At 71.8% G+C, this 14,384-nt stretch carries 12 protein-coding genes and 1 tRNA gene; 4 read left to right on the top strand and 9 right to left on the bottom strand.

From position 1 onward, the window contains the following. Positions 1-119: 119 nt before the first annotated feature. The gene (locus tag QM779_RS06190; RefSeq protein ID WP_428533234.1) at positions 120-1,412 is read right to left on the bottom strand and encodes a chloride channel protein; all 1,293 of its coding nucleotides are present in this window, start codon (positions 1,410-1,412) and stop codon (positions 120-122) included. Positions 1,413-1,603: 191 nt separating this feature from the next. Here QM779_RS06190 and QM779_RS06185 point away from each other — a divergent pair, with 191 nt between their 5' ends. Then, a complete protein-coding gene (locus tag QM779_RS06185) occupies positions 1,604-1,882 on the top strand; it encodes a Type 1 glutamine amidotransferase-like domain-containing protein (RefSeq protein ID WP_428533231.1) in 279 nt (92 codons plus the stop codon). Positions 1,883-1,923: 41 nt separating this feature from the next. Here QM779_RS06185 and QM779_RS06180 read toward each other — a convergent pair whose 3' ends face one another. The 3 genes from QM779_RS06180 to QM779_RS06170 are packed head-to-tail and all read right to left on the bottom strand — an operon-like array spanning position 1,924 to position 6,276. After that, on the bottom strand, positions 1,924-3,465 hold the full coding sequence (locus QM779_RS06180; RefSeq protein WP_428533228.1) for a trypsin-like peptidase domain-containing protein: 1,542 nt from the start codon (positions 3,463-3,465) through the stop codon (positions 1,924-1,926). Between the two features lie 10 nt (positions 3,466-3,475). Further along, a complete protein-coding gene (locus QM779_RS06175) occupies positions 3,476-4,687 on the bottom strand; it encodes a hypothetical protein (protein ID WP_428533225.1) in 1,212 nt (403 codons plus the stop codon). Between the two features lie 29 nt (positions 4,688-4,716). After that, entirely contained in the window at positions 4,717-6,276 is a 1,560-nt protein-coding gene (locus tag QM779_RS06170) for an SLC13 family permease (RefSeq protein ID WP_428533222.1), read from the bottom strand. 217 nt (positions 6,277-6,493) lie between these two features. Here QM779_RS06170 and QM779_RS06165 point away from each other — a divergent pair, with 217 nt between their 5' ends. Next, positions 6,494-7,927, top strand: a complete 1,434-nt coding sequence (locus tag QM779_RS06165) for a leucyl aminopeptidase family protein (protein WP_428533219.1) — start codon at positions 6,494-6,496, stop codon at positions 7,925-7,927. A 242-nt stretch (positions 7,928-8,169) separates the two neighbouring features. On the opposite strand, the gene QM779_RS06160 is transcribed toward QM779_RS06165, so the two are convergent. Continuing rightward, positions 8,170-8,258, bottom strand: a tRNA-Leu gene (locus QM779_RS06160). Positions 8,259-8,366: 108 nt separating this feature from the next. Between QM779_RS06160 and QM779_RS06155 the strand changes: the two genes are divergently transcribed. Continuing rightward, the gene (locus QM779_RS06155; RefSeq protein WP_428533216.1) at positions 8,367-9,680 is read left to right on the top strand and encodes a M20/M25/M40 family metallo-hydrolase; all 1,314 of its coding nucleotides are present in this window, start codon (positions 8,367-8,369) and stop codon (positions 9,678-9,680) included. After that, the gene (locus tag QM779_RS06150) at positions 9,677-10,408 is read left to right on the top strand and encodes a class I SAM-dependent methyltransferase (RefSeq protein WP_428533213.1); all 732 of its coding nucleotides are present in this window, start codon (positions 9,677-9,679) and stop codon (positions 10,406-10,408) included. Before QM779_RS06155 ends, QM779_RS06150 begins: the two co-directional genes overlap by 4 nt. Positions 10,409-10,571: 163 nt before the next feature. Here QM779_RS06150 and QM779_RS06145 read toward each other — a convergent pair whose 3' ends face one another. The 4 genes from QM779_RS06145 to QM779_RS06130 form a co-directional block, all read right to left on the bottom strand. Further along, positions 10,572-11,816 (bottom strand): low temperature requirement protein A, encoded by a 1,245-nt coding sequence (locus tag QM779_RS06145; RefSeq protein WP_428533210.1) that lies wholly within the window; start codon positions 11,814-11,816, stop codon positions 10,572-10,574. Between the two features lie 71 nt (positions 11,817-11,887). Then, entirely contained in the window at positions 11,888-12,460 is a 573-nt protein-coding gene (locus tag QM779_RS06140; protein ID WP_428533207.1) for a YdeI/OmpD-associated family protein, read from the bottom strand. 33 nt (positions 12,461-12,493) lie between these two features. Further along, complete coding sequence (locus QM779_RS06135) at positions 12,494-13,483, bottom strand: aldo/keto reductase (RefSeq protein ID WP_428533204.1); 990 nt, start codon at positions 13,481-13,483, stop codon at positions 12,494-12,496. Positions 13,484-13,492: 9 nt separating this feature from the next. Further along, the gene (locus QM779_RS06130) at positions 13,493-14,314 is read right to left on the bottom strand and encodes an undecaprenyl-diphosphate phosphatase (RefSeq protein WP_428533201.1); all 822 of its coding nucleotides are present in this window, start codon (positions 14,312-14,314) and stop codon (positions 13,493-13,495) included. Positions 14,315-14,384: the final 70 nt, after the last annotated feature.

Raw genomic sequence — 14,384 nt, 5'->3', positions numbered from 1 at the left:
TGGCGCACAGCCTAGGGCCGTCCGGGCCCGGCCGTGGAGCGGGGGTCTCGCATGCTGGGAAGGCCGACGGGAGCGCGAGGACCGACAGCGACCGCCGCCGGCCCGCAGTTCCCGTGCGGTCAGTGCCGGCCGCCCGACGGGGCGGCCAGGGCGGGCAGGCGAGAGTCGGCCGCGATCCGGAGGAGGGTTCCGACGACCGCACCGACGATCGCGAGGACAGCGGTCGCCGACCCGGCGGACCCGGTGAGCAGCGCTCCGAGCAGCACGGCGGTGAACGGCTGCCGCATCGCCGCGCCGGTCGCCGCGGCGATGGCCACGGCGGCGAGCGCCGCGACAGCCGAACCGGGCACCAGCAGGGCGGCCGCCCCCGCCACCAGTGCGCCGATCGAGATCGCGGGGAACAGGGGGCCACCACGGAAACCACCGCCGAGGCAGGCGATGTAGGCGACGAGCTTGGCCAGGAGGATTACGACGGCCGCACCCGCCGACCCGAGGGCGAGGTAGCTGGTCATCGACGCCTGACCTGCGAACAGCACCAGGTCGGGTGCCGCGCCGGTCAGGGCCGTGGCGGCGAGGGCTGCCAGACCGACGGCAGCCCCGGCGGCCAGGAGCGAGGGGATCGGGAAGCGTCGGGCGGTACGGTCGATCCGGACGGCGGCGAGACGAGCCACCAGGGCGAGCCCTCCGACCACGATGGCGAGGGGTACCGCGGTGGCCAGGTCGACGAGGGTCACGTCGGGATAGGCGCTGAGCCCGGGCAGCCTCAGCCCGACCTCGCCGAGGCCCGACCACTGCGCGACGCCGACCTGGAGGAGGTAGCCGCTGCCCAGCCCGGCCAGCGACGGCAGCAGGACGGCCGGACGGGTGACCTGCGTCCCGGCGGTCAGCCCGAGTTCGAGCAGGAGCACCATGGTCACCAGCGGGCTCCCCATCACGGCGCCGATGGCCGCCATCGCGCCGACCACCATCATGACCTGGCGCGCCGGGTCTCCGGGGCGTCGGACCAGGCCGGCACCGACAGCGGTGCCGAGGGCGACCAAGGGCGCCTCCGGACCCAACACGGCGCCGAAAGCGAGGCCGGCGAGGGCGGCGAGCAGCACGGAAGCGAGTTGGGCGGGCAGGATGTCGAGCGCCAGGCCGTCCAGCGGCGAGTGCCCGCCGTGCCCGGGTAACCGAACCGCAGCCCACGTGAGCAGGCCACCCAGGACGGGGAGTCCGAGGACGAGCCACCACGGCGCCTCGCCGAGACCGAGCGCCGCGGGCAGCTCGTGCCACAGGACGTGGGTGAGGGCGTGCTCCACCCAGACGAAGGCGGCGGCGCCGGCTCCTGCTGCCAGACCCACCACCGCGCCGAGTACGGACAGCCGGACGATCGCCCCCGCTCTCGCCGGGTGGGGATCCTGACCAGCCATCGCTTCCTTTCGCCTCTGGGTGCAAGCTACTGGACGGGGGCGCCGGACGACAGGTCTGGACCGGCGGTGGTCCGGGTCGGGTGCGTGGGGCGTCGCGATGCCATTCCGGCAACCTGCGACGGAGGATGGGACCGCCTCCCCGCCGTCCACCAGCAGGACGTCCGCGTCGCGCACCCACGGTCTGGGTCGGGGTGAGCGCCGGCAGCATGGTGATGACGCCACGGATCGGCGAGGAGTTCGTCGGCTGGGACCCGTCGCGCGGCGACGAGGTCCTCGGGCTGGTCGACTTCTCGATCTTCCCCCACCTGGACTACCCCGACTGGCCCGACAACAGCCTCGCGAGCGCGCGCCAGTGGGCGACCCACATCCCCGGGCCGGCATACGCGCTGGACGACCAGTCGGCCATCAGCGTGGTCGACGGCACGGTCACGGTCGTTTCCGAGGGACACTGGGAGCAGTTCCACAGCTGAGCCGCCGACTTCCGTCGGGCCTCACTCGGCGGCGCCACCTGCTACGGCCTGGGCACCTCGATCGTCGTCGGCGCACCCGCGTTGCCCGCCGCGTCCAGGCCGTAGATGCAGTAGGTGGCGGGGAGGTCGGACGACTCGAGCGTCAGCGGCACGATGAAGAAGTCCTGGTACGCGCTGGTGTCGGAGCAGTCGACGGTTCCCTTCGCCCCCCAGGTGAAGCGGACCGTGGTGATCTCGGGCGGGATCAGGTGCGGGCGGACGATGACCGTGCCGCCGCCGACGTCCTCGACGTCGGCGTTGGCGGCGAAGAGGGGCGGGGTGCGGTCGACGTCGAACTGCACCGAGGCCGCGCCGGCGTAATCGGTGCCGGCCACCGCGCAGAGGACGTAGCGTCCCTCCTCCTCGGGGAGGTCGACCGGCACGCTGACGCCGACCTGTTCCCAGTCCTCACCGGCCTTCGGGAGGGCCGCGGACGCCGCGCCGGTGTAGGTCGCGGACTGCTGGCAGGCGGTCCCGTCACCGAGCGGGGCGAGGGCGGTGCGGACCGTTCCGGCCGCGCGACCGACCAGGCTCGCGGCCGGCAGGCCGCCTGCCGAGTTCGGCTGGTCGCCCCCGCGGAAGGAGCCTCCGCCGGACTCCGCCCACACGCTCGACGTCGGCAGTGGGCAACCCGCGCCGAGGGCGAACACGCCTGTAGCGTCGAAGCACTTCCCGATGCCGGCCACGCTCTGCGCGTAGCTGGTGTGTTCGACCATCGTCGCGCCGTCGGCCGTGACCTCGCACGGGTGGTTGATCGCGCAGGCGCCCCCGTTGGCCGCGGTCGAGCCGCCCGTCGTCGTGTTGATCATGGCGACGATCGCGGTCGGGGCCCCGTCCGCGCCGACGGTGAACAGCGGCGACCCGGACGAACCCTGGATGATCCCGGGGCAGTCGTTCGACCACGCGCCGAACCACAGCCACAGCGACTCGATCAACGTGTGCTGCGCGCCGAGCGTGCAGTCGCCGCGGCGTAGCACCCACTGGTCGTGGTCGAGGTCCTGCACGGGGACGCCGACGTTCACCACGGCGGCCCCCTCGGCGGGCTCGGCGTCGATGATCCGGACCGGCTTGATGCCGAGGTCCTCGAGCGCGCCGAGGGTGGGCTCCAGCCGGACGATCGCGGCGTCGGTGTGCCGCATCGTGGAGTACTCGAGGCCGACGACGTCGACGCTCACCGTCGCGTCCTGGTTGCCCTGCGCGGCGAGGAACTCGGCCGTCCCGAACCAGTCGATGCCCAGCGTGGTCGCCTGCGGGGAGCGGCCGACGTCGCCGACGCAGTGGCCGTTCGTGAGCACGTAGGCCGGCCCCGTCCGCACCCCGGTGTCGATCAGCGTGCCCGTGCAGTTGGAGCCGGCGTTGAGCGAGGCGACCCCGCTGAACGCCGCCAGCTGGGAGAGCGGCAGGGGGTCGGCCGCGGTGACGGGTGTCGGGGTGGTCACGGACGCTGTCGTCGGGCCGGGCGCAGGGCTGCCCGTGCAGCCGGCTACGAGGAGCAGGAGTGCCAGGCAGCCTGCCGCGGCGCGGACGGGGCGAGGAGTAGCCACGGCGGTGGGCTCAGCGGCCGATGCCGGAGGCGATGATGCCGGTGACCACCACGGAGGTGATCGTCACGGTGGAGAAGCCCGCGACCACCATCTTGGGCAGAATCGAGCCCTCGATCGCCGCGACCTCCTCCGGGGTCTCGCCCGCGCCCTTGGCCGCCTCCTGGGAGAGGATCATCGTGCCCGGGAACCCGTACAGGGAGGTCAACCCGATGGCGATCGACATGGGCACCGAGTAGCCGAGCAGTTTGCCCACGCCTGCCGAGAAGAGCGCGATCCCGATCAGGCCGAACACGAACACCAGCAGCAGCGGCCAGGCCAGCGCGAGCAGGTCGGCGGGACGCAGCGTGGCCAGCGGGCCGAACACCATGATCAGGATGGCCAGCATCATCAGTCCGTACGCGTCGATTCCGGACAGCACGGACGGCTTGAACACGCCGGTCGCCCGCAGCGTGATGCCAAGGATGAGCGCCACCACGAAGGTGTTCAGCGTGCCCTGGGTGAGGTTGTTCACGCCGATGCTGACCAGCACGACGATGCCCACGCAGAACAGCGTCCCCGGGGTGGTGCGCAGGAAGTCGGGGAGGATGCCCTGGGACGCCTGGCCGGCTTCCTCGACGACCGGCGCCTCCAGGCGACCGGCCCGGTACTCGTCCTTCAGCCGCGCGGCCTCCGAGCGCAGGATGATCGAGGTCAACGGGAACCCGATCAGGCCCTGCAGCGCCGCGATCAGGACGGGGAACGCCGCCACGGTGGTGAGTCCGTGGCCCAGCGCCGCTTCCTGGACCATCAGTACGGAGATGGTCCCGCCGGACAGGGCGCCGATGCCGGAGATCATGAAGTCGCGCCCGGTGGCGAGCAGCTGACCGTAGTCGTCAATCCTCGGCATCCCGGTGCCGAAGATCAGCGTGGCGACGACCAGCAGCACGCCGATCCCCACCACCGTCGCGATGCCGATCAGGAGGGTCTTCCACTGCTTCTTGAAGTCGTCGAGGCTGATCACGGTGCCGAGGTGGACGATGATGAAGCCGACCACGACGCCGGCCAGGCCGAGCAGCGAGGACGCGGTGAGCAGGTCCGGCGGGAACAGGCCGGTCATGAACCCGATCAGGAAGATGATCGAGGCCACGAACAGGCTGGAGAGCAGCGACGCCGTCTTCTTCGCCACCCAGTCGCTGATCGTCCAGACCAGCATGACGACCACGAACGCCAGCACCGGATTCATCGTTTCCCCCTTGTGAGTGCTTTGACTTGCTAGAACGGCCAGACCACCGGCACCCAGAACACCGCGACCGCGAGGAACAGCAGGAGCAGCGGCAGGCCGAGCTTCCAGTAGTCGGTGAACCGGTAGCCGCCCGGCTCCATCACCATCGTGTTGGCAGCGGTCGCGACCGGGGTGAGGAAGGACGCGGCGCCGGCGACGGTGAGCGCCATCATGAACGGCAGCACGGAGGTGTGCAGGTCTGCGGCGAGCACGGTGGCGATGGGGGCCATGATCAGCACCGTCGCCGTGTTCGAGATCAGCTGTCCGAGCACCATCGTCAGCACGCACATCGCGGCCAGGGCCAGCGTGGGCGAGGAAGCGCCGATGACGTCCAGCAGCCCCTTCGCGATCAGGTCCGCCGTCCCGGTGCTGATGAAGGCCGTCGAGAGCGGGATCATGCCGCCGACGAGGACCACCGTCGTCCAGGACACCGACCGGTAGGTCTGGGTGGGGGTCAGGACGCCGGAGAGGACGACGGCCGCGGCCGCGAGCAGGCCCGCGACGGCCGGCGGGACGACCCCGGTCGCCAGCAGCACGACCATCGCGGCGAGGATGCCCATCGCGCGCTTGGCGCCGACGCCGAGCGGGACCGCCCTGCGCAGGGTGGCCGGGTCGTCCACGACCAGCACCTCGGGGCCGGCGGTGTGCTCCTGGAGGTGCTCCCACGTCCCGCGCAGCAGGAGGGTGTCGCCAGCCTGGAGGCGCGCGTCTGGGCCGGTCAGGTCCTCGCCAGCTCGCTGCAGGCCGAGGACGACGAGGTCGCCGCTGGGCGTGGTCATGCCGGGGAAGAGGTGCAGGCCGATGAGTTCGGAGCGGGGGGCGACGACGACCTCGGTGAAGCCCTTGCGGACGCCGACGAGTTCGGTCCCCTCAGGGAGCGCGTACTGCGCGCGGAGCGTGAGGGCGTGGTTGCTCACGTCCGCGGGGATCGCGGTCGGGGCGCGGTCGGGCAGCAGCCGGCGTCCGAACAGGGCGATGATCGCGATCGTGCCGACCACGAGCGGCACCCCGACCAGCCCGAACTCGAAGAAGGTGAACGGGCGCGCGCCGGCGTCCGCTGCAGCCTCGCTGACGATGATGTTCACCGGGGTGCCGGTGAGGGCGAGCATCGAGCCGGCGTGGGCCGAGAACGCCAGCGGCATCAGCAGTTGGCTGGGCGTGAGCCCGACCCGGATCGCGACGACGACCACGACCGGGATCAGGGCGGCGACCGCGCCGTTCACGCTGATCAGTGCGGTGAGGAACGCGACCAGCAGGCAGATCACGACGAGCAGGGGGGTGCGCTTCGTGCCGCCACGGCTGACCACCTGCTGGCCGGCCCACGCCGTCACTCCCGTGGCGTCCAGCGCCTCGGACACGATGAACAGGGCAGCGATGAACAGCACGGTCGGGTCGCCGAACCCTGCCAGCGCCTGGTTCAGGGTGAGGACGCCGGTCGCCCACAGCGCCAGGGCGACGCCGAGCGCGACGATGCCCATCGGCATGCGGTTCGACATGAACGCGACGACGGCCAGCACGAGGATCGTCAGGACAATCGCCACGGGACTCACGGCTGCACCTTAGCCGCAGACAGGGCCGGATTCGGGGGATTGGCGACGGTGGTTCCAACGCGCGAACGGCGTGGTTCGTTGTGGAGTCAGAGTGCCCGTCGCGGGGCTAGTGTCTGGGTTGTTCCGCCACGACGAAGGAGTACCGATGGCCAGTAGCCCACACAAGCTCGTTCCCTCCGATTTCACCCCCGTCCCTTCACTCGGACACAGCTGCGACGTGAGCGTCGTCGACGCCTTCGCCACGGACCTCGACGCGGTCGCGGTGCTGGTGCCGGCGGGCAGCGACCCGACCGCGGTCGTCGGACTCGGGGCGGACGCACTGGCCGCGGCGGGCTTCGACGCCTCGCCGGGCAGCAGCCTGGTCGTGGCCAGGGACGGCCACCCGATCGTCCTGGTCGGGCTGGGGGATGTCGACGGCTTCGACGCCGACCGGCTGAGGGACGCTGCCGCCGCGGCAGCCAGGGCGACGGCGAAGAAGGGCGGCCGGATCGGGATCGAGGTGCCCGATCTCGGCGTCGAGCCGCGCGTCGCCGGCCAGGTGCTCGCCGAGGGCGCCCTGTTGGCGCGCTACCGCTACTCGATCCTGAAGGCGGAGCCCAAGGAGGTGCCGCTGGAGCTGCTGCAGCTCAAGGTGGCGGGCGCGGACGCGTCCGAGCTGGCTGCCGGTGTCGCCGTCGCGCGGGTCACCGTCCGCGCAGCGGCGATCGCGCGCGACCTGGCGAACACCCCGCCCGGGCACCTCACCGCCACCGACATCGCCGACGTGGCGGCGGAGCTCGGCGCGGAATTCGGCTTCGAGGTGGAGTCCTACGGCAAGGCCCAGCTGATCGAGATGGGCTGCGGCGGCATCCTGGGGGTGAACGCGGGCAGCGAGGAGGAGCCACGACTGGTCGTGCTCACCTACACGCCGGGCGGTGACCCGTCCGGGCACCTCGGCCTGGTCGGCAAGGGGATCATGTACGACTCGGGCGGCATCAGCCTGAAGCCGTCCGACCCGATGCACCTGCTGATGAAGATGGACATGGGTGGTGCCGCGGCCGTCCTCGGCGCGTTCACCGCACTGCGTGACCTCGGCACGACCGCTGCGGTGTCCGGCTGGCTGTGCTGCACGGACAACATGCCGTCCGGCTCGGCCTACAAGCTGGGCGACGTCCTGACCGCGCGCAACGGCACGACCGTCGAGATCAAGAACACCGACGCCGAGGGCCGGATCGCGATGATGGACGGCCTCTCGCTCGCGGTGGAGGCGGGCGTGGACGCGATCATCGACATCGCGACGCTCACCGGCGCGGCCCTGATGGCTCTCGGCAAGTCGCGGGCTGCCGTGCTCGGCAACGACCAGGGCATGGTCGACCTGGTGCGCGACGCCGCGGCGGCCACCGACGAGCCGGTGTGGCAGTTGCCGCTGGAGCGCAAGTACCGCAAGCAGCTCGACTCCGACATCGCCGACCTCTCCAACCTCGGCGGGCCGCACGCGGGGGCCACGACCGCCGCGTTGTTCCTGGACGAGTTCGTGGCGGGCACGCCGTGGGCGCACCTCGACATCGCCGGGACGATGTCGACCGACGCCGACGACGCGTGGCGCTCTGCGGGGGCGACCGGTTTCGGCGCCCGGCTGCTGGCGAGGCTGGCCGCGGACTTCAGCGCCTGAGCGGAGGCCATCCTGCGGCTTGAGTGTGGGTTCGTGCACCGTGTTCGGTGGACGAACTCACACGGTCGCCCTCCGACCCTCACGTCCGGACCGGCACGCGGCGGGAACGGTGGCTCTCGGCGACGAACGCTGGCCCTCGAAGTCCGCGGATGGCTGGTGATCAGGCGTCGGCGCCGTCGTCCGCACGGCACCCCGACACGACGATGGCCCTGACCATTTCACCTGGTCAGGGCCGCCTTCGCTGGTGTCCGAGAGAGGACTTGAACCTCCACGCCCGATAAAGGGCACTAGCACCTCAAGCTAGCGCGTCTACCTATTCCGCCACCCGGACAGGGTGTGCCCGGGGATCGCCCGGACAGCCAGAGCACTATAGCCAATCGGCACGCCCGTTGGCGAAACGGCGCCTCGGTCCGGCGCGGACGGGTGGCAGGATGGCGGCATGGACGCCCCTCCCCGTGCCGCTGACGAGGTCGTCGGCCTGTGCCGTGACCTGATCCGCTTCGACACGTCCAATTTCGGCCCGTCCGGGTCGAAGGGGGAGCGGGAGGCCGCCGAGTACGTCGCCGCCCGGCTGGACGAGGTCGGCATCGCCAGCACCCTGCTCGAGTCCGAGGCGCGGCGCACCTCGCTGGTCGCCGAGTGGGCGCCCGTCGGTTGTGACACCTCCCTGCCTCCACTGATGATCCACGGCCACACCGACGTGGTGCCCGCGATGGCGTCGGACTGGCAGTTGGACCCGTTCGCCGGGGAGGTGATCGACGACTACGTCTGGGGACGCGGCGCCGTCGACATGAAGGATTTCGACGCCATCGTCCTGGCCGTCGTCCGCGAACGGCAGCGGACCGGACGCCCACCGCGCCGTCCGATCCGGCTCGTGTTCACCGCGGACGAGGAGGCCGGCGGCCCGCGCGGCTCCGGCTGGCTGGCCGAGCACCACCCCGACCTGCTCGCCGACTGCTCGGAGGCGATCGGGGAGGTCGGCGGTTTCTCTCTCACCGTCAACGAGCAGCGCCTGTACCTCATCCAGACCGCCGAGAAGGGCCTGGCCTGGCTGAACCTGATCGCCGACGGCACCGCCGGCCACGGCTCGATGCGCAACGACGACAATGCGATCACCCACCTCGCCGAGGCGGTCAGCAGGGTCGGCAGCTACCGGTGGCCGCCACGGATCCGTCCCGCCCAGCAGCAGTTCCTGGACGCGATCGAGACCGCCCTCGGCGTCCGCATCAGCACCGACGACGCCGAGCAGACCCTCGCCCGGCTCGGCTCGATCGCCCGGATGGTCGGTGCCACCATGTCCCACACCGCCAACCCGACCATGCTCGGCGGCGGCTACAAGGTGAACGTCATCCCCGGCCAGGCGACCGCCGGCATCGACGGACGGTTCATCCCCGGCCACGAGCAGGAGTTCTACGACACGATCACAGAGCTCATCGGCGAGAAGGTGCGCTACGAGGTCGTCACCGGCGACGTGGCCGTCGAGACCACCTTCGACGGCGACCTCGCGGCCGCCATGACCGCCAGCCTCCAGGCCGCCGACCCCGGCTCGCTGGCCGTGCCGTTCATGATGAGCGCAGGCACCGACGCCAAGGCATGGTCGAAGCTCGGCATCCGCTGCTTCGGTTTCGCGCCGCTGCGGCTGCCTCCCGAACTCGACTTCGTCGCGCTGTTCCACGGCGTGGACGAGCGCGTGCCGGTCGAGTCGCTCCAGTTCGGTTGTCGCGTCCTCGACGACTTCCTCGACCGGGCATGACTGTCCCGTCCCGGGCCACGTCGTTCGGCGCCGGCGTCGCCGCCTACGAGCAGGGCCGCCCCGAGTACGTCGACGAGCACGTCGCCTGGCTGCTCGACGGCGTGCGGGGACGCGTGCTCGACCTCGCGGCCGGCTCCGGCAAGCTGACCAGGGCCGTCACGCGGCTCGGCTTCGACATCGTCGCTGTGGACCCGGACGCGCAGATGCTCGCCCGCAACACCGGCGTCGAGACCCACTTGGGCACCGCGGAGGACATCCCGCTCCCGGACGCGAGCGTGGCCGCGGTGACCGTGGGCCAGGCGTGGCACTGGTTCGACCCCGCGCCCGCCGGGCCCGAGATCGCGCGCGTGCTGGTTCCCGGGGGCCGGCTCGGGCTGATCTGGAACACCAGGGACGTCACCCACCCCTTCGTCGCGGAACTGTCCACCATCATGGGCGCGTCCCCCGCGGAGCTGATGGTGGACGGCCAGGACGTCCCGCCCGCGCCGGGCTTCGGGCCGTTCGAGCGGGCGCGCTGGGATCGCGTCCGCTGGATGACCGGGGACGACCTCGTCGCCATGGTCGCCTCCCGCAGCCACTACCTCGTGGCGGACGCCGCCACCCAGGCGCAGATCGTCGCCGGCGTCCGCGACCTGCTGGCCCGGCACCCCCACACCGCCGGCCGCGACCGCTTCGAGTACCCGCTGCACACGACCGCGTACCGCGCGGACGCGCTGGCGGGCGGCTGACCGGCGGAGGGAAGGCGGGATCCCGGGTCGAACCCGGGATGACGGGGTGGTGGGGCGGGCGGACGCGCTAGCGGGCGGCTGATCGTCGGGCGCGGGAGGGCGAGATCCCGGGTCAAGCCCGGGATGACAGCTAGTTGGGCGGGATGACGGAGGCCTGCGGGCCTCAGCCCAGCGCGGCCAGGTGCTCGCGGGCGTGGCGGTGGCCGAGGAGTTCGTAGCCGACCACGACGATCGCGGGGGCGATCGCGACGATCATGACGCAGACCCCGAAGGGGGCGCCGGACGCGGCCAGGCCGAGGGCTACCACCAGCGTCACCACCACGCCGGCGAACAGGGCCAGGTGCAGCAGGTCGAGTTGCCGCACGAGCACCGCGTAGAGGACGAACAGCACAACCATGAACACCATCACCGGCATCGCCACGGCCTGGACGGCACCGAACGTCCCGACCTCCGCCGTGCCCTCGACGACGTACGCGGCGACGTCGAGGCCCGCGCCCATCGCGGCGACCGAGGCGAACAGCGGCAGGTGGCCGTAGCCGAACAGGAACGCCGCCCCTGGCCGCCGGTGCAGGATCTGCGCGAACGGCACGTTGAAGTAGACCCACCACACCCCGAAGGTGAGCACGGTGCCCGCGGCCACCAGCACGATCGCGTCCGGTGTCCAGCCGTACTCTGCGATCACCGGCTGGACGGCCGAGATCGTGCCCAGCACGCCCTCGCCGAGGGCGATGATCGTCAGCAGCCCGTACCGCTCGGCGATGTGGTGCGGGTGCCACGGCGTCCGCCCGGCCCTCCGCTCGGCGAGGAACGGGCCACCCAGTTCGACCACGTACAGCACGCACGCGCACGCCAGCGTGACCGGCAGGGACGCGTGCGAGACCGCCAGGGCCACCCAGCCGACCTGCGCGATCGCCGTGTAGGCGATGTACGCCTTCGCCGTCCTGCGGTACCGCGGTGACTGGACGGCGACGCGGGTCCACTGCACCACCAGCGCCAGCCGCATCACCACGTAGCCCGCGACCACCACCCGGTTCTCCAGGCCGTGGCCCTCATCCAGCGACTCGAACACGTCCGACAGGCCCAGCGCGAGGACGAGCACGCCGACCATCTGCACCATCGTGGTCAGCCGGTAGAACCAGTCGTCGGTGTCGAAGGCGGACGCGAACCAGCTGAAGTTGATCCAGGCCCAGATGATCGCGAACATCACGAACCCGAACGCGAGCAGCGCCACCCCGACGTGCCCCTCGGCCAGGACGTGGGCGAACTGGCCGGCCGCGATCCCGATCGCCGCGACGAACGCCAGGTCGAGCAGCAGCTCCAGCGACGTCGCAACGCGGTGGTGCTCGCCGGGTTCGCGCCCGGTCATCGGCCGCATCGGGTGGTTCAGCTGCGGAGTGGCCTCGGTCACGGTTCCCCTTCCCGGTTGGTGGCGACAGCATGCCCGACGCCGTCAGGGACGCCATCCGTCCCGACCCACGGTCAGACCGGACGCTCTCCCTGCGCCGCCCGCGCGACATAGGTCTCGATCCGTCGCGCCCTCGTCTCGGGACGCTTCGCGAGCGCGATCTGGCTGAGCACCATCTTCCGCACCCCGGCGGGGTAGGCGTCCCACGTGGCCCTGGCCACGGGATCGGCGTCCAGCGCCACGGCCAGCTCTTCGGGCTCCTCGAGGGCCTCGACCGAGTCGAACACCGTCCACAGGCCGTTGGCCTTCGCCTTCTCGATCTCGGCCAGGCCGGCGGGCTGCAGGCGTCCCTCGCGCTCCAGGTCGGCGACCCTGGCCTTGTTGGACGCCGACCACGGGCTGCCCGGACGCCGGTGGGTCATCCACAGCATCGAGCGGGTCTCGTCGAAGGGCCGCGACTGCCCGTCGATCCAGCCCCAGCACAGGGCCTCGCGGATCAACGCGTCATAGGTGAGGTGGACGCGTCCCGAGTTCGGCTTGCTGATCACCACCCAGACGCCACCGTCTCGTTCGTGTTGCCCGGCCAGCCAGTCGTGCCAGTCCGCAAGGCTCGACGGCTCGAACCGTTCGGCGTCCGCCATTCCCATGTCCGCTCCTCCCGGCGTCCTGTCGTCGTTCCGTCAGGGCGTGATGGTGGGTTCGTACCCCTCCCGGCCCGCGTTCGGACCACCGGAGACGTCGTCGAGGGCGGAGACGATCTCCGCGGGCAGCTCCAGCTCCTCGCAGGCGAGGTAGGGCTCGAGCTGCGCGACCGTCCGCGCACCCAGCAGGGGGGCGGTCACGCCCGGCGCGTCGCGCACCCACAGCAGCGCCACCTGCGCCGGGGTCAGGTCGAGCCCGTCGGCGGCCGTCGCGACCGCGTCCACCACCGCGCGCGAGCGGGGTTCGAGGTACGGCTCGACGAACCACGAGAAGTGCTCGGACGCGCCCCTCGACCCGCGTGGACGGCCCGTCCGGTACTTGCCGGTGAGGACGCCGCGTCCCAGCGGCGACCACGGGAACAGGCCCATCCCGAACGCCCGCACGGCGGGGAAGACCTCCACCTCGGCCCGCCGCGCGAGCAGCGAGTACTCGACCTGCGCGGACGTGATCGGCGTGCGGCCGGGGAACGCGGCCTGCCAGGTCGCGGCCTGCGCGGTCTGCCAGCCGACGAAGTTGCAGACCCCCGCGTAGCGGACGTCGCCGGCGGCCACGGCGGTGTCGATCGCGGCCAGCGACTCCTCCAGCGGCGCCTGGCCCCAGGCGTGCAGCTGCCACAGGTCGACGTACTCGGTGCCCAGCCGGCGCAACGAGCTGCGCAGGTCCGACAGCAGCGCGGCGCGCGAGGTGTCCACCACGCGCGCCCCGTCCCTGATCCCGAAGCCCGCCTTGGTCGCGATCACCAGGTCGTCGCGGTCGACGTCGCCGGCGCGCACCAGCCGCGCGAGCATCCGCTCGGCGTCACCGGCGGCGTAGGCGGCCGCGGTGTCGACCAGCGAACCGCCCGCGGCCACGAACGCCCGCAGCAGCGGCCGCGCGTCCTCGAGCCGGGTCTCCCTGCCCCAGGTGAGCGTGCCGAGCCCGAGGCGGGACACCGCCAGCCCGCTGCTCCCCACCGACCTGCGCTGCATCGTGCGACCCTACGGCTGCAGGACGCCGCCGACCAGCAGGCCCGCCACGAGGGCGGCCAGGGCCAGCCGGTACCAGACGAAGATCGAGAAGCTGTGCTTGCTGACGTAGCGGAGCAGCCAGTGGATCACGGCCAGGCCGATGCCGAAGGCGAGCACGGTCGCGAGGATGGTCGGGCCCCAGGCGAGGGTCGGGTCGTCGGGGATGTCCTTCAGCTTGAACACGCCGGAGATGAACACCGCGGGGATGGCCAGGAGGAACGCGTACCGGGTGGCGGCCTCCCTCTTGTAGCCGAGGAACAGCCCGCCCGCGATCGTCGCACCCGAGCGGGACACCCCGGGGATCAGGGCGAGCGCCTGCGCGAAGCCGAGGGCGATCCCGTCCCACCAGGTCAGCTGGGTGAGCTCGTAGCGGTTCCGGGCGACCCGGTCGGCGACCCACAGGACGATGCCGAAGCCGGCCAGCATGGCGACCGTGATCCACAGGTTTCGCAGCTGGGTGTCGATGGCGTCCTCGAAGAGCAGGCCGAGGACGCCGATCGGGATCGAGCCGATGATCACCAGCCAGCCCATCCGGGCGTCCGGGTCGTCGCGGGGGACGCGGCCCACGAGCGACTGCGCCCAGCGGCCGATGATCCGTCCGATGTCCTTCGCGAAGTACAGGATGACGGCGGTCTCGGTGCCGAGCTGGGTGACGGCGGTGAACGCCGCGCCCGGATCGTGGCCGCCGAAGAAGAGCTGCCCGACGATCGACTGGTGGGCGCTGGAGGAGATCGGGAGGAACTCGGTGAGTCCCTGGACGATGCCCAGCACGATCGCTTCCAACCAACCCATGTCGTGGGTCCCCTTTCGGCTCGCAGGACACCTTAGCCGGGCGGCCGGTCGGTCCCGTCGTGCGGTCGAC

The organism is Propionicimonas sp., from assembly GCF_049840635.1.
In the GTDB taxonomy this organism is placed as follows: Bacteria; Actinomycetota; Actinomycetes; order Propionibacteriales; family Propionibacteriaceae; genus Propionicimonas.
Note: the sequence above shows the minus strand (reverse complement) of the source record. Positions and strands in the feature narration are given on the sequence as shown.

Excerpts from the sequence above, each read along its gene's own strand:
- QM779_RS06190 (WP_428533234.1), bottom strand. The coding sequence starts at position 1,412 with ATGGCTGGTCAGGATCCCCACCCGGCGAGAGCGGGGGCGATCGTCCGG.
- QM779_RS06175 (WP_428533225.1), bottom strand. The coding sequence starts at position 4,687 with ATGAATCCGGTGCTGGCGTTCGTGGTCGTCATGCTGGTCTGGACGATC.
- QM779_RS06155 (WP_428533216.1), top strand. The coding sequence starts at position 8,367 with ATGGACGCCCCTCCCCGTGCCGCTGACGAGGTCGTCGGCCTGTGCCGT.
- QM779_RS06150 (WP_428533213.1), top strand. The coding sequence starts at position 9,677 with ATGACTGTCCCGTCCCGGGCCACGTCGTTCGGCGCCGGCGTCGCCGCC.
- QM779_RS06140 (WP_428533207.1), bottom strand. The coding sequence starts at position 12,460 with ATGGGAATGGCGGACGCCGAACGGTTCGAGCCGTCGAGCCTTGCGGAC.
- QM779_RS06135 (WP_428533204.1), bottom strand. The coding sequence starts at position 13,483 with ATGCAGCGCAGGTCGGTGGGGAGCAGCGGGCTGGCGGTGTCCCGCCTC.
- QM779_RS06130 (WP_428533201.1), bottom strand. The coding sequence starts at position 14,314 with ATGGGTTGGTTGGAAGCGATCGTGCTGGGCATCGTCCAGGGACTCACC.